The sequence below is a fragment of the Streptomyces sp. NPDC002206 genome (assembly GCF_053593595.1).
Genome location: NZ_JBSFCW010000001.1, coordinates 268,047 through 286,311, shown reverse-complemented (window position 1 = coordinate 286,311; position 18,265 = coordinate 268,047). Strand labels below are relative to the sequence as shown.

Here is an 18,265-nt window from a genome sequence, read left to right as displayed (position 1 = left end):
TCGGTCAATCTTTCGCTGTCGGCCGGGCGATGGGCAGCACGGATCCCAGAGTAGTTGGTTGTCATGGCCATGCTCTTCGGCTGTTCTCTGTTCCTGTCTCCGTCCTCAGTCCCTGCATCCCGCGCCACACCCCCACCAGCGCACCGCAATTGAGGAGGACCCCTCACATGTCAGTGATGCGTCACACCCCCCACGCCCGTCGAAGATTTGCCGCAGCGAGCGTCATAGCCGGCGCCGCCCTCGTTCTCTCCACCGCCGCGACGTTCCCCGCCACCGCGGCCGGGACGGCGGCAGAAGGCCGGATCGAGAACGCGGGCGCCCCGGGCACCATCAGTGGCAGCTACATCGTCACGCTCGACGAATCGGCGGCCGAAGCGGGCTCCGCGCAGGGAAAGGCGCTGGCCGAGGAGTACGGCGCCAAGATCAAGAAGACCTACCACGCCGCGCTCAACGGCTACGCGGTCGAGCTCTCCGCCGCCCAGGCGAAGAAGTTCGCCGCGGACCCGGCCGTCAAGTCGGTCGTGCAGAACCGGACCTTCACGGTCTCCGGCACCCAGCCGTCGCCGCCCTCGTGGGGACTGGACCGGATCGACCAGAAGAGCCTGCCGCTGAATGGGAGTTACACCTACCCCGACAAGGCCGGCGAGGGCGTCACCGCGTACATCATCGACACGGGTGTCCGGATCACCCACAGCGACTTCGGCGGCCGGGCCTCGTACGGCTACGACGCCATCGACAACGACAACACCGCACAGGACGGTTACGGCCACGGCACCCATGTGGCGGGCACCGTGGCAGGTTCCGCGTACGGCGTCGCCAAGAAGGCGAAGATCGTTGCCGTCCGGGTCCTCGACAACAGCGGCTCCGGCACGACCGCCCAGGTCGTCGCGGGCATCGACTGGGTGACGGCGCACGCCGTCAAGCCCGCCGTCGCCAACATGAGCCTCGGCGGTGGGGCGGACTCCGTGCTCGACGCCGCTGTGCGCAACTCCATCGCGTCCGGCATCACCTACGCCGTGGCCGCGGGCAACGAGTCGACCAACGCTTCCACCAAGTCACCGGCACGCGTCACCGAGGCCATCACCGTCGGCTCCACGACCAGCACCGACGCCCGCTCCAGCTTCTCCAACTACGGCAGCGTGCTGGACATCTTCGCCCCGGGCTCGTCGATCACCTCGGCCTGGAACACCAGCGACAGCGCCACCAACACGATCTCCGGTACGTCGATGGCGACTCCGCACGTCGCCGGCGCCGCGGCCCTCTATCTGGCCGACCACCCGAGCGACACCCCCGCGCAGGTCTCGGCCGGACTGGTCGCCGCGGCCGCCACCGGAGTCGTGACCAGCCCGGGCACGGGTTCGCCGAACCGGCTGCTGAACGTCGGCACCGGCACCACGACTCCGCCGGGACCGAAGTTCGAGAACACGACGAGTTACACCATCAGCGACAACTCCACCGTCGAGTCGCCGGTCACCGTCACCGGTGTCACCGGCAACGCACCGGCGGCGCTGAGCGTGCCCGTCGACATCACGCACACCTACATCGGCGACCTGAGGATCGACCTGGTCGCGCCCGACGGTTCGGTCTACAACCTGAAGGCGTACGGAACGGGCGGCAGCAGCGACAACGTGAGCACCACCTACACGGTGAACGCCTCGTCGGAGGTGGCGAACGGCACCTGGAAACTGCGGGTCAGCGACAACGCGGCGGCCGACACCGGGAGGATCAACTCCTGGGCGCTGCAGTTCTGATGCCCCGTCCGTAGGGCTTTCGTGAGTTGCTGAACGTGTGGGGGCGACCGCATCGGCGGCCTCCCCCACACCCCTGCCGACCAGTGCCCTGGGGGCTTCTGTGAAGTACCCCCTAGCGCAGGTCGAGGCCCTGGTCGACGGCGGTCATCAGCTCGCCGTCGTCCGTGTCCCCGTCCAGCGACCAGAACATCGCGCCGCCCAGACCCTGCTGACGGATGTACGACGTCTTGGCGCGCAGCACCTGCGGGTCGTCGTACGTCCACAGGGTCGTGCCGTCGAACAGCCATGCGTGGCCGTTCCTGACATCCCGATGGATCTTGTACGTACCGGATTCGGCCAGCTTCTTGAGGGCCTTGTAGTCCTCGTAGCCCGCAGCCCAGGTGGCGGGTGCGGGGGCCGCGGCGGGCCGGCCGAGACCGTCGCCGCCGCCCGTCACTCCGGTCCAGCCCTGACCGTAGAACGGCATGCCCATGACCAGCTTGCGGGCGGGGGCGCCGCGCCCGATCCATTCGCGCACGGTCTGGTCGACGCTGAAGTCGTTCTTCGCGTACAGCGCGGACTGCTGCGCCGTGGTCGTCTCGCCGGACACATGGAAGTCGTAGCCCTGCAGGTTCACGAAGTCGAAGTCCCGCATGATGCGGCGGACGTCGAAGCCTGCGTCGATCTTGGCCGGAGCGGTGGGAACGAACGCCGACAGCTCGTAGTGCTTGGGCCTGCTGCTGTGCCCGTGGCCCTCGCCCTCTTTGGCAGTGCTCTTCGCGTACGCGTCGAGCTGGGTGCGGAATTCGTGCACCAGCGCGGTGAAGTTCCGCTTGTCCTCGGGGCGGTAGACCGTGTCCGTGTCGCCGGCGGAACCGGGCCACTCCCAGTCGATGTCCACGCCGTCGAAGAGACCGGCCGCCGCGCCCTCGCCGCCGCGCGCCCCGTCCACCGGCAGATTGCCCTTGAAGTACAGGTCGATGCAGGAGGAGACGAACGCCTTGCGGGAGGCGGCGGTGCGGGCCGCGTCCGAGAAGTGGGTGGACCAGCTCCAGCCACCCAGGGAGATCATCACCTTGAGGCCGGGGTGCTTGGCCTTCAGCTCGCGCAGCTGATTGAAGTTGCCCGCGAGAGGCTGGGTGTCGGTGTCCGCGACGCCGTCCACCGACCCTGCGGCGTCCAGCGGACGGACGTAGTCCGCCCAGGCGTCGGCCTCTCCCGGCACATTGCCGGTGAAGCACTTGCCGTCGGCGCTGACGTTGCCGAAGGCGTAGTTGATGTGGGTGAGCTTGGCCGCGGTGCCGCTCGTCTCCAGGTCCTTGACCTGGAAGTCGCGTCCGTAGACGCCCCATTGGGTGAAGTAGCCGACGCGCTTGTAGGCGGCGGAACCGGAGGCGTGGGAGGGGGAGGCGGAGCCTCCGGAGGCGGAGGCAGCGGGTGCGATCCCGGCCGCCAGTGAGAGGGCGCAGGCGGCAATGGCCAGTCTGGACAGGATTCTTCGACGCATGGGGCCCGTTCCTGTGGGTGCGCTGAGAGGTGCGAGAGCCGTGCTGTGTGGTGAGGAAACTATTGGTCTGGACCAAAACGGGTCAAGGGTTTGGCGGTGATCGAGCGTGATCGAGAGGCCATGGCGCCGTACCGGGCCGAGTGTGGCCGAGATCCCCGTGGCGGCCGGGACCGCGACATGCGCAGGGCGGCGCCAAGTCATCACTTCGGGTGAAACGTTGGCCTGTGCTTGCGATTCACAACCGACGGTTGCCAGGCTGTTGCAGACTGTCAACCTGTTGGGAGTGGCCTGTGACATTCGGTGAGCAGCCCGCCTATCTGCGCGTTGCGAGCGATCTGCGAGAGAAGATCGTCAATGGTTCGCTGCCGGCACACACGCGCCTGCCGTCGCAGGCCCGTATCCGCGAGGAGTACGGGGTCTCGGACACCGTGGCGCTGGAGGCACGCAAGGTGCTGATGGCGGAGGGGCTGGTCGAGGGACGCTCCGGCTCCGGTACGTATGTGCGTGCGCGCCCGGTCCCGCGAAGCATCGCCCGCTCCGGCTACCGGCCGGACGCGGGAGCCAGCCCGTTCCGTCAGGAGCAGACGGCGGAAGGGGTGCGAGGGACTTGGGAGTCCCGCAGCGAACAGGAAGAGGCGAGCCCGGAGATCGCCGGCCGCCTCGGTGTCGAGCCGGGGGACCGGGTGATGCGCACCAGGTACATCTTCCGGGAAGCGGGGGAGCCGATGATGCTCTCCACCTCCTGGGAACCCCTCGCGATCACGGGACGCACGCCGGTGATGCTGCCCGAGGAAGGCCCGCTGGGCGGTTGTGGGGTGGTCGAGCGGATGGCCGCGATCGATGTCGTCGTGGACAACGTGGTCGAGCAGGTCGGTGCGCGCCCGGGGCTGGCGGAGGAACTCCTGGCGCTCGGTGGTGTGCCGGGCCATGTGGTGATGGTGATCGGGCGTACGTACTACGCATCGGGTCGGCCGGTCGAGACGGCGGACGTGGTGGTGCCCGCCGACCGCTACCGGATCTCCTACCACCTTCCCGTCAGGTGACCGGTACGTCGAGTCCCTGCCGGGCGGCCGGTGCGTCGAGTTCCTGTCGGGTGACCGATACTCGGACGGCCTGTCCGGCGCCCGTGATGACGAGTTAACGCCCACTCGGCTCTCGTAACCGATGGGCAATCACTGGCTGTAACGGCTTGTCATGTCCTGCTCTTACCTTCCCGTTCGTACCCGCACACCGGACTGACGAACGGGAAGCCACCGATGACGGACATTGCCGGCCCCACGACGACGACCGAGGCCCCGGAGGTGAAGCCCGCCGGGGTCCCGGAGGCAACGGAGACCGGGGCCGCCAAGCCGCCGCCCCCCAGGCGCAGTTACGCAAAGCTCGCCGCCGACGAAAGCCGCGAGGACTACTCGCTTCGCTACGCGCCGCACTCCTTCCGGCGCTGGTCGCCCTCGATGGTCGCGGGCACTGCACTCGGTGGCATCGCCTATCTCGCCGACTTCGCGATCGGTGCCTCGATCGTCTTCGCCTACGGCTTCACCAGCGGTTTCGCCTCGATCCTGACCGCCGCGACGATCATCTTTCTCACCGGCATACCGATCGCCCGGACCTGTGCGAAGTACGGCCTGGACATGGATCTGGTCACGCGCGGCGCCGGTTTCGGCTACTTCGGCTCGACGCTGACCTCGCTGATCTACGCGTCCTTCACCTTCATCTTCTTCGCCCTCGAAGGCTCGATCATGGCGCAGGCCATGCATCAGGCCGTCGGGCTGCCGGTCGAGGTCGGCTATCTGCTGACCACGTTGATCGTCATCCCCATCGTCTTCCGTGGCATGGGGGCGCTCGCCAAGGTGCAGGCGTGGACCCAGCCGATCTGGATCGTCGGGATGCTCCTGCCGTTCGTCGTGCTCGCCTTCGAAGCCCCCGACGCCTGGGGCGCGTTCGGCTCCTTCGGCGGTACGGAGGGTGCGGGATCCGGCTTCTCCTGGATCGGTTTCGGGCTCGGTACGGGCGTCGCGCTCTCGCTCATCGCCCAGATCGGCGAGCAGGCCGACTACTTGCGCTTCATGCCCGCGAAGACCGAGGCCAACAAGCGGCGCTGGAATCTCGCGGTGCTCGCCGCCGGGCCCGGCTGGGTCGTCATCGGGGCGGCAAAGCAGCTCGGCGGTGCGCTGCTGGCGTTCGTGGCTCTGGGGGCGGTCGGCAAGACGCACGCACTGGAGCCGATCGCACCGCAGATCGAGGCGCTGAAGCCGTGGCTCGGCTCATTCGCCCTGCCGGCTGCCGCTCTGTTCGTGATCGTCTCGCAGATCAAGATCAATGTGACCAACGCCTACAGCGGCTCACTGTCCTGGTCGAACTTCTTCTCGCGGCTCACCCACAAACACCCGGGCCGGGTCTGGTACATCTTCCTCAACCTCGCCATCGCGCTGACGCTGATGGAGATGAACATGTTCGCCGCCCTCAACAAACTGCTGGGCTTCTACTCGAACGTGGGCATAGCCTGGATCGCGGCCGTCGCCGCCGACCTGGTCATCAACAAGCGGATCGGGCTCAGCCCGCGGTACATCGAGTTCAAACGCGCCTATCTGTACGCGGTGAACCCGGCAGGATTCGGCGCGATGGTGATCGCCTCAACCGTCTCGATCCTCGCTTTCTTCGGGCTGTTCGGTGCCTACGCGGAGGCCTTCTCGACCTTCATCGCGGCCGGACTCTCCCTGACCCTCTGCCCGTTGATCGCCTGGGCGACGAAGGGGAAGTACTACCTGGCCCGCCCCAACCCGGTGAACGGCCCGGACGTCGAGATCGAGGACATCACGGCCACCCATACCTGCTCGGTCTGCGACACCGCCTACGAACTTCCGGACATCGCCGACTGCCCGGTCCGGTCGGGGCCGATCTGCTCGCTGTGCTGCTCGCTGGACGCGGAGTGCGGGGACGTCTGCCGCAAGGAACCGGCGGCCGGTCCGGTCCTCATGCCGATGCCGACGATCCGGACGGCATCGGCAACGGCAACGGCGGAGGCAGAGGCGTAGGCGGCGCAAGTGATCCGTGTGGCACAGGGGGGCGCATCAGGATGACTGCGCCCCTTTGTGATGGCCGGATCGGTGCCTCTTTGTGTAATTACGTATCCGTTGCGTGAAGGTCAGGCGTACGCTCGGGCATATGCGTACTGCGGTTTCCTGGGGATCCTTAGAGTCGTGCAGGCCGTTCAGGGGAGGGGCGCGATGCTCGGGAGGGACACGATGAGCGACAGCGGGGCCGTGCTCCCTTGGCTGGTGATACGGCAGGACGACAACGGCAACAGGTACCGCGTCGGCAGATATGCCACGCAGGCCGAGGCGCAGAAGATCGCCGACAAGCTCGACAGCCGCGGCCACAAGCAGCTCTATTGGGTCGAGCGCCTGGGGCAGAGCGCCCGTCCCTGACCACCTTCCTTGACCGCCGCCTCGGGGAGCGGGCCGGCCGGTGGCGCGCGAGCCGGGGCGGGGCGGAGTGGTCGCGGCGGGCGGGTCGGAGCGTCGCGGGCTGGGGGTTACGCTCCGGCGTATGAACGATCGCGTGGTGGTGGCCGGAGCCGTCTACGACCAGGGACGCCTGCTGGCCGCGCGCCGTAGCGCCCCGCCTGAGCTGGCGGGCCGCTGGGAGCTGCCCGGCGGGAAGCTGGAGCCGGGGGAGACCGGTGAGCAGGCGCTCGTACGTGAACTCCGCGAGGAACTCGGTGTGGAGACGGAGCCGCTGGAGCGCATCCCCGGCGAGTGGCCGCTGGCGCCCGGATATGTGCTCCGGGTGTGGACGGCGCGGCTGGTGTCCGGTGTGCCCGCCCCGCTCCAGGACCATGACGAACTGAGATGGCTCGGACCGGGCGAGAGTGACGCCGTCGACTGGCTGGACCAGGACCGGCCCGCCGTGGCCGAGGCCATGCGCCGCATGCCGACCGGAGCCGCCTCGACCGGAACCGCCCCTGACCGAGATGCCCCGACCGGGCCCCTGTCGGACGGCGCGCGCCACTGACCGTGCCCCCTCCGTGCGCGCACGCTGCCCTACACCCGTACGCCCCACATGCCGATTCCAGCGATAGTCCACCCCAAATATCGGGTATGGGCTGATTAGTCCCCTTAGACAGACGTTCCCTGTTTGCTGGTCTTGGGAAGTGATCGGCGTGATCGATACCGAAGGCGACTGCGCCGAGTGGACCTTTCCGGCCGTGCCGGGGGCCGTGCGCACCGCTCGGCATGCGGTCCACGAGGCACTGCGCGGCTGGGGGCTCGACGCGACCGTCGGTGATGTGACCGTTCTGCTGGTCAGTGAGCTGGTGACCAATTCCATGCGCTACACCTCAGGCCCCATCGGCGTACGACTCGTGCGTCCCCAACCCAACGGCGAAGGTCCGGACGCCCGCCCCGGACTGCTTGTGGAAGTCTCCGATCCGCTTCCGGATCTGCCCACCGAACGTGCCGCCGGACCTGATGACGAAGGGGGCCGAGGGCTGCAGCTCGTGGCCCGTTCTGCTCGCCGCTGGGGGACTCGGCACGGAAAGAGTGGCAAGACGGTGTGGTTCGAGCTGGCCCTCCCTGGTTAGGAGTGGGGTGGGACGCACAGCGATCACAAAGCTCGGGCAGTGCCTGTCAGTACCTGGCTGAAAGGGACTGAGACCGTGCTGTGATCGTGAACGCCGTGTCGGTAAGCGCCGTAGTGCTGAATACTGCGGGCAGGACCGGTCCGGTGTGTGAGCTGGAGGGGACGGTCGCGTGAGCGAAATACCTGGGACAGCGGGCAACGTCGTGTGGCAGAGCAGCCCGCCTGGCTCGATCTATGACTACATCAGGGTCGCCTCCTTCTCGATCGGCCCCGACGGGCTGATCGAGCAGTGGAGCCGCCGGGCCGCCGGTCTCTTCGGCATTGCCGCAGACGAGGCGGTGGGCAGGGATCCGGTCGAGGCATTCATGCCCTCCGAGCTGCGCACCGACGGCCATCGCCGGGTCGGTGAGATACTCGACGGCAAGGAGTGGACGGGCCTCGTCCCCTTCCGCATCCCGGGCGAAAATGCCGTCCACGGGCTCGCCGAGCTCTATGTGATGCCCAGTGAGACGGGGAGCGGGGAGCGGGCCGCGCTCTGCATCGTCGTGGATGTCCGCGCCCTGCGCCGTATCGAGACTGATCTGGCGGCTTCGCAGGCCATTTTCGGCCAATCTCCCTTCGGTTTCGTCTTGTTCGGCACGGACTTCACGGTCGTACGAGCCAACCAGCGCTTCGCCACCGTCTTCGGCGGCCAGGCCGACGACCACCGCGGCCGCACGGTCGACGACTATCTCGCCCGCCCCGAGGCCGAGCGGCTCACCGCCACGCTCAAGCGGGTCCTGGAGACCGGAGACTCCGTCACCGATCTCCAGCTCGTCGGCACCGCACCCGGCGACGCGGAGAGCCGCCACTGGTCGATGAACCTCTACCGCGTGCACAGCGGAGCAGGCCGGCCCGTCGGCATCGCCGGACTGGCCACCGATGTCACCCGCCGCCATATTGCCGCCCGCGAGGCCGCCAGTGCCCGCCGCAACCTCGCCCTCCTCAACGAGGCCAGCGCACGCATCGGCAACTCCCTCGACCTGGAGACCACCGCCCGCGAACTCCTCGACGTGGCCGTACCCGGCTTCTGCGACCTCGCCTCCGTCGACCTCTACCAGGGGCTGCTCACCGGCGACGAGGCACCGCCCGGCAGCTGGGGCTCGCTCCGCCAGGAGCCCGTCGGCGGCTCCGCCGAACTGCGGCGCGTCGGATTCGCCAGCGCCGTGTCGGACGCGGTCCCGGACAGCACCGCGACCGACGGGGACACCGACCCGCCGGCCCTGGGCGCCGTCCACCGCTACCCCTTCAACTCCCCCTGCGCCACGGCTCTGCGCACCGGCCGGGTCAAGAACGTCCCCGGGGACGACCGTGGCTTCGTCCAGTCCACTCTCGCCGTGCCGATGGTCGCCCATGACACCGTCGTCGGCCTCGTCCAGTTCTCCCGTACGAAGGGCAGCGAGCCCTTCGGCGAGCGCGACCGTGCCCTCGCCACCGAACTGGCCGCCCGAGCCGCCGTCTGTATCGACAACGCCCGCCTCTACCGGCGCGAGCACGAACGCGCACTCATCCTCCAGCGCAGCCTGCTGCCGCCCGGCGACCCCGAGGCCGCGGGCCTCGACATAGCCTGCCGCTATCTGCCCGGCAACGCGGCGACCGAGGTGGGCGGCGACTGGTTCGACGTGATCGAACTCCCTGGGCATCGCACCGCCCTGGTCGTCGGCGACGTCATGGGCCGCGGACTGCGGGCCGCCGTCGCCATGGGTGAACTGCGCACTGCCGTAAGGACCCTGGCCCTCCTCGACCTGGAACCCGCCGAAGTGCTCTCCGCGCTCGACGAGGTGGCCCGCGGCCTCGGCACCCCCGGTGGCAGCACCGCCTCCGACGGCTTCGGCGGTGGCGCCCAGTGGCCGTCGAGGGCCTCCCACAAGTCCCGCGACGCCGACCTGTCCGAGGTCTACCTGGCGACATGTGTCTATGCCGTCTACGACTCGGTCACCCGGCGGTGCACCTTCGCCAACGCCGGTCACCTCCCCCCTGTTGTGGTCGAGCCGGGCGAACCGGCCCTGCTGCTCGACGTCCCGCCCGGGATGCCGCTCGGCGTCGGCGGCGAACCCTTCGAGGAGGTCGAGGTCGAACTCAAGGAGGGCGCCCTCCTCGCCCTCTACACCGATGGACTCGTCGAATCCCGCGACCACCCGCTCGACGAAGGACTGCAGGCTCTGCGCGACGCCCTCGTCGAACCCGAACTCCCCCTGGAGGACGTCTGTGACCACGTCCTGGCCACCCTCGACACCCGGCACGGCGAGGACGACATCGCCCTGCTGATGGCCCGCATCCAGGGCCTGCCGGCCGACGCGGTCGGCGACTGGCGGCTGCCGAGCGAACCCCGCTCCGTCGGTCTCGCCCGCGAACTGGCCCGCAGCCAGCTGATCGCCTGGGACCTCGACGACCTGGTGGACACCACCGAACTCCTCGTCAGTGAGCTGGTGACCAACGCCCTGCGGTACGGCGAGGGCGAGATCCGGCTCAGGCTGCTGCGTGACCGTACGCTCGTGTGCGAGGTATGGGATGCGGGTCTCGTCCAGCCACGACGACGCCGGGCGCGCGACACGGACGAGGGCGGGCGAGGGCTGCAGCTGGTGGGGCTGTTGAGCGCGGCCTGGGGTTCGAGGCGGACACCGCGCGGCAAGACCGTCTGGTTCGAACTGCCGCTGCCCGACGGGCAGCCGGCCGCCGAGCGCACGGTCGAGCAGCTGCTGAGCATGTTCTGACACCCGGACGTGGTGCGAGTGCGGTGAGCGCTCCGGGTGCGGTGGTCATGAGGCCGTTTTCAGGGCGGCGAGCCTGGCCTCGACCTCCGCGCTGTCGCCCAGGCTGTCCAGCTGCTCGAACTGGGCGTCCAGGGACGATGCGGCGAGCTCCTGCTTGCCCATCGCTCTCGCCTCCTCCCGCCGGACCTTGTCCTCGAATCGGCTGAGCTCACTGGTCGGGTCGAGAACATTGATGTTCTTGACGGAGTCCATCATCTGATTCTGTGCCTGGGCCGACTTGGCGCGCGCGACCAGCTCGTCGCGCTTGGACTTCAGCTCTGTCAGCTTCGACTTCATCTGATCCAGGCCGGACTTGAGCTTGTCGACCACCACCGTCTGCGACGCGATTGTCGGCTCCGCGGTCTTCGCCTCCTTCTCCGACTGGAGCTGCCGGCCGAGCGCGACCTTGGCCAGGTTGTCGAACTTGTCGGCCTCCGCCACCGATCCGGCGGCCCGTAGCTCGTCCGCCTTGCGACTGGCCGCGAGGGCCTTGTCGCCCCACTCCTTGGCCGCGTCGACATCCTCGCGGTGGTCCTGTTCCATCAGCCGCAGATTGCCGATGGTCGCCGCCACCGCCTGTTCGGCCTCCGAGATGTTCGCCGTGTAGTCGCGGATCAGCTGGTCCAGCATCTTCTGCGGATCCTCCGCCTGATCCAGCAGGGCGTTGATATTGGCTTTCGCCAGCTGAGTGACGCGGCCGAGGACGGTCTGCTTGGTCATGGCACCTCTCCTTTGTATGGACACTACGAACGCCGTTTCGGACCGTGGGAACGCTCCCCGTGCATGCTCTGCCGATGGTTCAGAAGCGGCCCCCGCCGCCCCGCCGGCCGCGAGTGCCCCCGCCGCCGAAGCTGCCGGGGCCGCCGCCTCCGCCCCCGCCGAATCCGCCGCCGAACCCCCCTCCGTAGCCCCTGCCGCCCCCGCCGCCGCCCAGGAGACCGCCGAGGATGATCCCGCCGAGGACCGCGCCGCCAACCCCGCCGCCCCCTCCTTGTACACCGCCCGGACCGTTCCGGTTCCCGTACGCCCGCACATCCTCTTCGGCCAGGCTCCGCGCCTGCCCGGCCAGCGAGCCGGCCTGATGAGCCTCGGCCAGCGCACCCTGCGGATCGGCCGTACCGGCCAGCTCCCGGGCCCGCTCCAGCCGCCGCTGGGCCTCCGCGAGCCGGGTCCGGGCCTGGCTGCCGACGGCCCCCCGATTCGTCGTGATGTAGTCCGCAGCGGCAGCGATTGCCGAACGTGTGGTGAGCATGGCCTGGTCGAGCAGGGACCGGGCCCGGCGGTCACCCTGCTCCCGTTCGCGGGCCCCGGCCAGCGCCTCGTCCAGCGCGGCATCGGCCTCCTCCACCCTGCGCAGCGCATCGATCGGGTCGTAACGGCCGGCCTGCATCTCCCTGTTCACGTCGCCCAGTACCGACTGTGCGCGGGCGATCCGGCCTCGCAGATCCGCGGTCGACACCCCCTCCGAGGTGCCTTCCAGCAGCCCGCCCGCATCGGCCAGATCGGTCTCCGTCTCGGTGAGTGCGGCCGGCAGTGCGGCCGCCGCCTCCGCGAGTTCCCGGGCGCGCCGGTCCACGGCGTCGACGAGCGTGGTCGCCTGATCGACCGCGCCCTCGGCCGCCCGTACGTACACGGCCGCTGCCGCGTTGTTTCCCCCGTCCACCGCCTGCCTCGCCTGGTTGAGGCTGGAGGTCGTGAAGACGAGGCGGTCCTTCGCCTGCTCGATGTCGTCCGCGACGGAGGAGGAGGCCGAATCCGCGTACCGGCCGCGCATCGAGGTGAGGGCGGTCTCGGCCGCCGAAGCCCGGACCGCGAGCGCACGGAACGCGGTCTCGGCTGTTGCAAGCGCCTGTGGAGCGTTGCGTTCCAGCGCGCGCAGCCGGTCGAAGTCCGCGGAGACGGTATCGAGACGGGCATTGGCCCCCGTACAGCGGTTGATGATCTCGTCCAGCATCCGGCGACGCGTCGCATCGTCCTCCGGGAACGCATCGTCCAACTGCTGACGCAACCGGAACGCGGCCGTCAGCTCGCCTTTCGCGAACGTGACGGCCTCGGTGAACGGGGCGGCGGCCTCTTCCCCGAACTGCGCGGTGGCAAAACCGAGTTCCTCCTCACTGGTGCGGACCGCGTCATCCGTCTCCACCAGCGCCTGCCTGGCATGGGCATCGAGCTCCGGCAGCGGAGTCGGCGGCCGGGGCGGCCCGCCCGACGGTGCGGCGCCCCGGCCCCAGCCGGCCGACCCGGGCGTGGTGCGGGTCGTGGTGCGCCGTTTCCGGCGGGTGTACGCATAGGCGGCGACCGCTCCCGCCCCGCCGACGAGGACCACGGGAAGGATCAGGTCCCCGGTGCTCGTCCCGCCGGAACTGCCTGTTCCGGGATCGTCGATGCCGGGTGTGATGGTAGGAGTGGGCACGGGCTTCCCGGCCACTACGGCGGCGTAGCCGTTGGCCGCCCCGATTGCGGCACCCGCCCAGTCGTTCTGCTTGAGGGCCGGCTCGATGGCCGTGCTCGCCACGTCCCGCAGCTGGGCGTCGGTGAGACGGGAGCCCGGGTCCACGGTGTACGCGTACTGCCGGTCGTGCGTGGCGACGGCGAGCAGCACGTCGTCGAGACCGAGACCGTTCTTGTCGGCCGTCGCATCGGCCCAGTTCTGCGCGGAGCGGCCGGAGAAGTCCCGTACATACACGACGAAGAGCTGGATGCGCCGGTCTGCGTAGAGACGGTCGAGTGCGGCGACCACCTGGCCCCGGCGATCGCCGAGCGCACCCACCTTGTCGGTGATCTGCCCGTCCCGGGACAACGTGACGGGGTCGTCGGCGCGAGCGGCCGGCGCAGCGGGAAGGGCCAGCCAGCACACCGCCATCAGCACGGCGACGAGGGCCCGGCCCGGTATGAGAATCCGGGTACGGCTCACGAGCTGCATCACATGTGTGAGGCTATGTCCACCCTCAGTGACCCGCGACCCGGCGATCCACGGGGGACCGTCACGAGGACGGCCCCGCCGCCGGTCCTACCGCAGGCGCCGTGGGGGATCGACGACCGCGTCGTAGACGCATCTCCAGCACGCCTCGCGCTGCCACGGATGACCGGGTGCGCGGATGGGCCGGGGGCCGGCGCAGCAGTGGCGCATCGAGCCGGGCGACCCGACGCCCCAGCTCGGCCCGCCGCCGTGGTGCGAGCGCGGACAGGATGTCGCCCAGCACGTCCCGGGTATGGGTCACGTCGTCGAGCGGGCAGCCACGGCAGGGGCAGCCGGCAAGGCTGGGACGCAGCGTGCGGCCGGGGAGGGGGAGAAGGAGCAGGCGTGGCGCAGGGCCGCTGCTGTGCGCCCGGGAAGATCCCGTACAGATCGCTCTCACGCTCCAGACAACGGATCGCGGCGCTGGTGGGGAGGGAGAGCCGATGAATTCCGTCCGGGTCGGACAGCCATCCGGGCGTCCTCCGCCGGGCAGCGCGCAGCGCGCCGGGCCGCTTACGCGGCATCGGCCTTTCGGCGGTGGGACATCATGCCGGTCATACTGCCACCGCACACCGACAATCAGGGGGTAACCGGAGTGCGTTCGCATATGAAGGGCATGGCCGGCGCTGTGCGGAACTGGGCGGCCCGGTTCCGCTGGAATCGGTTGTGGCGGACCTGGCCGCGACGGATCGCGCTGGGACTCGTCCTGGTGATCGTGGTTCCGCTGCTCACCGCGGGTGTCACCCTGCGGCTCAACTACTCCGGCGACCCGGGCGCCGGCAGCCGTACCCGCGGCCGTGATGCCATCTGGCTCGGGCACGCCTGGGTCGACGGGCGCAAGAACGACAGGGACCTGGCCGCGTTCGCCGACCGGATCAGCGGGACGGGGATCAAGGACCTGTACGTCCATGCGGGACCTCTGGAGCACGACGGCACAGTGCCCGCGACCCGCTACCCGAAGGCACGATGGCTGGTCGATGCCGTGCATCGCACCCTGCCCGGCATCCGGGTGCAGGCCTGGCTCGGGGACGTACTCGCCACGGAGGGACCCGCTGGTCTGCGCCTGGAACGGCGCGCGTCCCGCACCGCCGTGGTCGACTCCGCGAGGCAGATCCTCGATGCCGGTTTCGACGGTGTCCACTTCGACCTCGAACCTCTGCACTCCGGCGACCCGCACTACCTCTCGCTCCTCGACGACCTGCACACCCTCACGAGGGCCCGCAGGGCCCCGCTCTCCGTCGCCGCTCACCAGATCGACCCGCTGCCCGCCGCGCACAGTGTCGTGGGCACACTCAGCGGCAGTCCCAAGTGGTGGTCGCAGAAGTTCTTCGGGCAGGTGGCGCGGCGCGTCGACCAGATCGCCGTCATGTCGTACGACACCTGGATGCCGCTGGAGGGCATGTACGGCGGTTACGTCGCCGAGCAGACCGCGCTCGCCCTGGAGGTGACACCCCCGGGAACCGATCTCCTGATGGGACTGCCTTTCTTCCACGAGGACGATCTCGGACACCATGAGGCGGCGGAGACGGTCGCGGCCGCGGTCCGCGGCACCAGACTGGGTCTGGCGCGTACGGACCGCGGCCGGGAACGGTTCGGAGTCGCGCTCTATGTCGACTTCGCGGCGCGGGACGGCGACTGGGCGGCGTACCGCGAGGGATGGAACTGACCCCGGAATCGCCCTTGCTCCACGCCGCCGCAGGTCAGATGGAGAACTGCTCCTTGGCGAGCAGAGGACGCACCTTCGACCGGAACCCACCGGTCCGGAACGGCCGTTGCAGCAGCCCGGGGCGGATCGTCTGGGCCAGCGCCGCGGCGATCATGCCCTGGTCCAGGGCGAGCATGTAGTCGCTGACCCGTCCGGTGCGGACATTGACGGAGTCCCGGAAGCCGTAGCCCTCGTGGTAGGCCCCGAAGTCGCGGTCGAGCGCCCGCAGGTTGGCGACCGCCTCGCCCGGTGCGTACGGCAGGGCGAGGAACGAGGCGTGCGGGGTGACGACACCGTTGGTGAAGGCCGACGCGGGCGGCAGCGGAGCGCCGTCCGTGGTGTACGTGCGATCGGTGTTGGAGGCATAGCCGTCGACCTGCATGCCGATGGCGTCGACACCGTACTCCTGGTACCCGCCCTCGGGAATGTTGGCGGGGGAGAAGCCCCAGTACCCGTACTCCGCTTCCTTCATACCGTGTTCGATCTGGCTGCGGACGTAACGCTGGTGGGTGAGACCCCATGACTGCGGCGACCACTCCGCCTCCGGCACGAACAGCGGCACCATCAGCGCCTCGAACATCGAACCGCCCCAGCTGGGCACGATCTTCCGGCCGCGGTGCGTGTAGTGGCCCTGCCACACCCGGACGCCGTCCATGGCGACGTACGCACCCTGCGGGTGCTGCTCCTGCTCGTGCTCGGGAAGCATCGTGCGCAGCAGGTGCCAGTAGTGGTCGGCGGGCAGCGAGCCGTCCGCGATGCCCAGATAACTGGCCATGCGGGGCTCGGTGTTGAGCGCTCCGTAGTGGTGCCCGGTGGGCTCCTCGGTGTCGGGCCAGAAGCCGCCGCGCAGCTGACCGGGGCCGGCGACCGGGTCGGCGGCGTCGTAGGGCGTGTAGTAGTACGACCAGTCGGCGGTCGCCAGGATCCGGGCGACGCGGGGGCGCAGCGCGGGTGAGGCGTCGGCGGCGATGCGCAGGCCCGTGATCAGCCAGGCGTTGTCGACGGAGGAGAGGAACGGACGGACCGGGTCCCCGGTGCCGGGCCACTCGGTCAGCACCGAACCGTCGTGCGCGTCGTACCAGTTGAGCCAGAAGCCGTGGTGGCGCTCCAGCTTCTCCACGGTCCGGACGGTGCGCTCCAGCCTGCGGTGCATCGTGGCTTCGCTGATCACCCCGAGACCGGCGGCGGCGACGGTCGACCAGAGGCCGCAGCCGATATTGGTGGGCGACGTCTGGCGGGACTGGACGGGGCCGCCGGAGCCGCTGACATCGATCTTGTCCGTGGCCAGACCGAGGTCGGTCGTCATGGCCTCGATCGAGTGATACGTATCGCGGAACCAGCGCAGCAGCAGCGGTGTATCAAGAGCATGAACAGGTTGCGCGGATGGAACGGAACGAACGCCCGGCGAGGCGGCCACGGATGGCGCGGACTGCGCGGCGCTCGCGGAGGACGCGGACATGGCCCCCAGGGACAGGGCGGCAGCCCCGGTGCCGGCGGCGGTGATGAATGTGCGACGGTCCATGAAGATCCAGCTCCCAGTGGCAGAAGGGGGAAGGGGGAATTTCGTGGCGTGCTCGACGCGGCAGTGGAGAGACTGCCGCGGGTATGGCTGCGGCGGTGGCGCCGTTTTCGGGTATGGCCTTCGGCGCGGCCGAAGCCGTGGGGCTTCGGCCGCGCCGAACGGAGCAGCACGGGGACCGGCGGCCGTCAGGTTCCGTCGGCTCCCGCACTGAAGGGGGCCGTCAGGTGGCTCCCGGTCTGTGGGTTGTCGTCAGTCGGCGATGCGCGGCAGCGTGCGGGTGCGGCCCATCTCGCCCAGCCAGACGGCGGACGGCTTCGGCAGCCGCTCGAAGGTCTCCGGGTCCCAGCCGATCAGGCCGAAGGTGGGCTTGTAGGAGCCCCACTCGTAGTTGTCGAGGGCGCTCCACGCCAGGTAGCCCGTGATGTTGAGGCCGTCCTGCAGCGCGGCGGCGACCTCGTTCAGCGCCCCGGTGTAGTAGTCGATGCGACGGCTGTCGTCATCGGTCGCGATGCCGTTCTCGGTCACGATCAGCGGTACGTCGCCGCCGACGACCTCGGCGGTGTGGCGCAGCGCGTAGCCCACCGCGGACGGGTAGTACTCCCACTGCGTAAGGGTGCGCTCGACGCCGTCGGCCGTCGGGATCGGGCCGTCGGCGCCGATCTTGGTACGGGTGTAGGACTGGACGCCGATCCAGTCGTCGCCGCGGGCGGCCTCGATGAAGATGTCCTCGCGCGGGTGGCGGTACGCGGCGGTGACGTCCTCGGCTCCGGGCAGGGCCTGGTAGACCTGGTTGGCGATGGTCCAGCCGACCTGGATGTCGGCGTTGATCGCCTTGACCTCCTTGACGGCCGCGTGGTGGGCGGCGATGACGGCCTGGGTGGTCTCGTCGTCCGGGGTCGGCAGACCCGCCGGCGGGAAGCTGTTGTCACCACGCTTGGCCTGGCCGGCCATCACGGCGATCATGTTGGGCTCGTTGATGGTGCACACATGGCTGACGTCCTGGCCGATCACCGGTGCGCAGGCGGCGACGTAGCGGGCGAAGAGCTCGGTGGCACCCTCGGCGGTCCAGCCGCCGCGCGCCTCGAACCACTGCGGCACGGTGAAGTGGTGCAGCGTGATCATCGGACGCAGACCGCGCGAAACGGCGCCTTCGACCATGCGGCGGTAGTGCGCGAGCTCGGCCCGGGAGAACTGGCCCTCGGCCGGCTCGATGCGCGCCCACTCGATGGAGAACCGGTAGTCGCTGAAGCCCAGTCCGGCGAGCACGTCCATGTCCTCGTGCCAGCGGTGGTAGCTGTCGCAGGCGTCCAGGCTGGGCTCCTGGATGTGGGTGCCCGCGGCGTGTTCCTTGACCCACCAGTCGCTGTTGGTGTTGTTGCCCTCGATCTGGTGGGCGGCCGTGGAGGCACCCCACAGGAAGCCTTCGGGGAACGGGACCTGGGTGTGAGTCATCGCAAAATGTCTTTCTG

Annotated in this window: 13 protein-coding genes; 8 read left to right on the top strand and 5 right to left on the bottom strand. The window is 69.5% G+C overall.

Going from position 1 to position 18,265, the window contains the following annotated elements; all coding sequences use genetic code 11:
• Nucleotides 1–167: 167 nt before the first annotated feature.
• Entirely contained in the window at nt 168–1,751 is a 1,584-nt protein-coding gene (locus ACWCP8_RS01290; protein ID WP_352267744.1) for a S8 family peptidase, read from the top strand.
• Between the two features lie 112 nt (nt 1,752–1,863).
• Here the strand turns inward: ACWCP8_RS01290 and ACWCP8_RS01285 are convergent, their stop codons facing one another.
• Nucleotides 1,864–3,237 (bottom strand): glycoside hydrolase family 18 protein, encoded by a 1,374-nt coding sequence (locus ACWCP8_RS01285; RefSeq protein WP_451113870.1) that lies wholly within the window; start codon nt 3,235–3,237, stop codon nt 1,864–1,866.
• 290 nt (nt 3,238–3,527) lie between these two features.
• Between ACWCP8_RS01285 and ACWCP8_RS01280 the strand changes: the two genes are divergently transcribed.
• From ACWCP8_RS01280 to ACWCP8_RS01255, 6 genes are all read left to right on the top strand, one after another.
• Nucleotides 3,528–4,280 carry a GntR family transcriptional regulator gene (locus ACWCP8_RS01280; protein WP_352267746.1) on the top strand — a complete coding sequence of 251 codons (753 nt, stop codon included), beginning with the start codon at nt 3,528–3,530 and terminating at the stop codon, nt 4,278–4,280.
• Nucleotides 4,281–4,493: 213 nt separating this feature from the next.
• Nucleotides 4,494–6,272: a purine-cytosine permease family protein gene (locus ACWCP8_RS01275; protein WP_451113869.1), complete on the top strand. Its 1,779-nt coding sequence runs from the start codon at nt 4,494–4,496 to the stop codon at nt 6,270–6,272.
• A 192-nt stretch (nt 6,273–6,464) separates the two neighbouring features.
• Nucleotides 6,465–6,665 carry an SPOR domain-containing protein gene (locus ACWCP8_RS01270; protein ID WP_352267749.1) on the top strand — a complete coding sequence of 67 codons (201 nt, stop codon included), beginning with the start codon at nt 6,465–6,467 and terminating at the stop codon, nt 6,663–6,665.
• 121 nt (nt 6,666–6,786) lie between these two features.
• The gene (locus ACWCP8_RS01265; RefSeq protein ID WP_451113868.1) at nt 6,787–7,251 is read left to right on the top strand and encodes a (deoxy)nucleoside triphosphate pyrophosphohydrolase; all 465 of its coding nucleotides are present in this window, start codon (nt 6,787–6,789) and stop codon (nt 7,249–7,251) included.
• Nucleotides 7,252–7,390: 139 nt separating this feature from the next.
• Complete coding sequence (locus ACWCP8_RS01260; protein ID WP_355998448.1) at nt 7,391–7,819, top strand: ATP-binding protein; 429 nt, start codon at nt 7,391–7,393, stop codon at nt 7,817–7,819.
• Nucleotides 7,820–8,021: 202 nt separating this feature from the next.
• Nucleotides 8,022–10,571, top strand: a complete 2,550-nt coding sequence (locus tag ACWCP8_RS01255; protein ID WP_352267764.1) for a SpoIIE family protein phosphatase — start codon at nt 8,022–8,024, stop codon at nt 10,569–10,571.
• 45 nt (nt 10,572–10,616) lie between these two features.
• Here the strand turns inward: ACWCP8_RS01255 and ACWCP8_RS01250 are convergent, their stop codons facing one another.
• Together ACWCP8_RS01250 and ACWCP8_RS01245 are read right to left on the bottom strand one after the other, a co-directional pair.
• On the bottom strand, nt 10,617–11,330 hold the full coding sequence (locus ACWCP8_RS01250; RefSeq protein ID WP_451113867.1) for a PspA/IM30 family protein: 714 nt from the start codon (nt 11,328–11,330) through the stop codon (nt 10,617–10,619).
• Nucleotides 11,331–11,409: 79 nt separating this feature from the next.
• Nucleotides 11,410–13,533, bottom strand: a complete 2,124-nt coding sequence (locus ACWCP8_RS01245) for a TPM domain-containing protein (protein WP_451114121.1) — start codon at nt 13,531–13,533, stop codon at nt 11,410–11,412.
• Nucleotides 13,534–14,116: 583 nt separating this feature from the next.
• On the opposite strand from ACWCP8_RS01245, the gene ACWCP8_RS01240 reads away from it, so the two are divergent.
• Nucleotides 14,117–15,235 carry a hypothetical protein gene (locus ACWCP8_RS01240; protein ID WP_451113866.1) on the top strand — a complete coding sequence of 373 codons (1,119 nt, stop codon included), beginning with the start codon at nt 14,117–14,119 and terminating at the stop codon, nt 15,233–15,235.
• A gap of 34 nt (nt 15,236–15,269) precedes the next feature.
• Here ACWCP8_RS01240 and ACWCP8_RS01235 read toward each other — a convergent pair whose 3' ends face one another.
• Together ACWCP8_RS01235 and ACWCP8_RS01230 are read right to left on the bottom strand one after the other, a co-directional pair.
• Entirely contained in the window at nt 15,270–16,796 is a 1,527-nt protein-coding gene (locus ACWCP8_RS01235) for a glucoamylase family protein (RefSeq protein WP_451113865.1), read from the bottom strand.
• Nucleotides 16,797–17,045: 249 nt separating this feature from the next.
• Complete coding sequence (locus ACWCP8_RS01230; protein WP_352266265.1) at nt 17,046–18,248, bottom strand: glycoside hydrolase family 1 protein; 1,203 nt, start codon at nt 18,246–18,248, stop codon at nt 17,046–17,048.
• Between the last annotated feature and the right edge of the window lie 17 nt (nt 18,249–18,265).

Bases quoted from the DNA above. Each gene is read 5' to 3' on its own strand.
- ACWCP8_RS01290 (WP_352267744.1), top strand. From the start codon at position 168: ATGTCAGTGATGCGTCACACCCCCCACGCCCGTCGAAGATTTGCCGCA.
- ACWCP8_RS01285 (WP_451113870.1), bottom strand. From the start codon at position 3,237: ATGCGTCGAAGAATCCTGTCCAGACTGGCCATTGCCGCCTGCGCCCTC.
- ACWCP8_RS01275 (WP_451113869.1), top strand. From the start codon at position 4,494: ATGACGGACATTGCCGGCCCCACGACGACGACCGAGGCCCCGGAGGTG.
- ACWCP8_RS01270 (WP_352267749.1), top strand. From the start codon at position 6,465: ATGCTCGGGAGGGACACGATGAGCGACAGCGGGGCCGTGCTCCCTTGG.
- ACWCP8_RS01265 (WP_451113868.1), top strand. From the start codon at position 6,787: ATGAACGATCGCGTGGTGGTGGCCGGAGCCGTCTACGACCAGGGACGC.
- ACWCP8_RS01250 (WP_451113867.1), bottom strand. From the start codon at position 11,330: ATGACCAAGCAGACCGTCCTCGGCCGCGTCACTCAGCTGGCGAAAGCC.
- ACWCP8_RS01245 (WP_451114121.1), bottom strand. From the start codon at position 13,533: ATGCAGCTCGTGAGCCGTACCCGGATTCTCATACCGGGCCGGGCCCTC.
- ACWCP8_RS01240 (WP_451113866.1), top strand. From the start codon at position 14,117: ATGCCGGTCATACTGCCACCGCACACCGACAATCAGGGGGTAACCGGA.
- ACWCP8_RS01235 (WP_451113865.1), bottom strand. From the start codon at position 16,796: ATGGACCGTCGCACATTCATCACCGCCGCCGGCACCGGGGCTGCCGCC.
- ACWCP8_RS01230 (WP_352266265.1), bottom strand. From the start codon at position 18,248: ATGACTCACACCCAGGTCCCGTTCCCCGAAGGCTTCCTGTGGGGTGCC.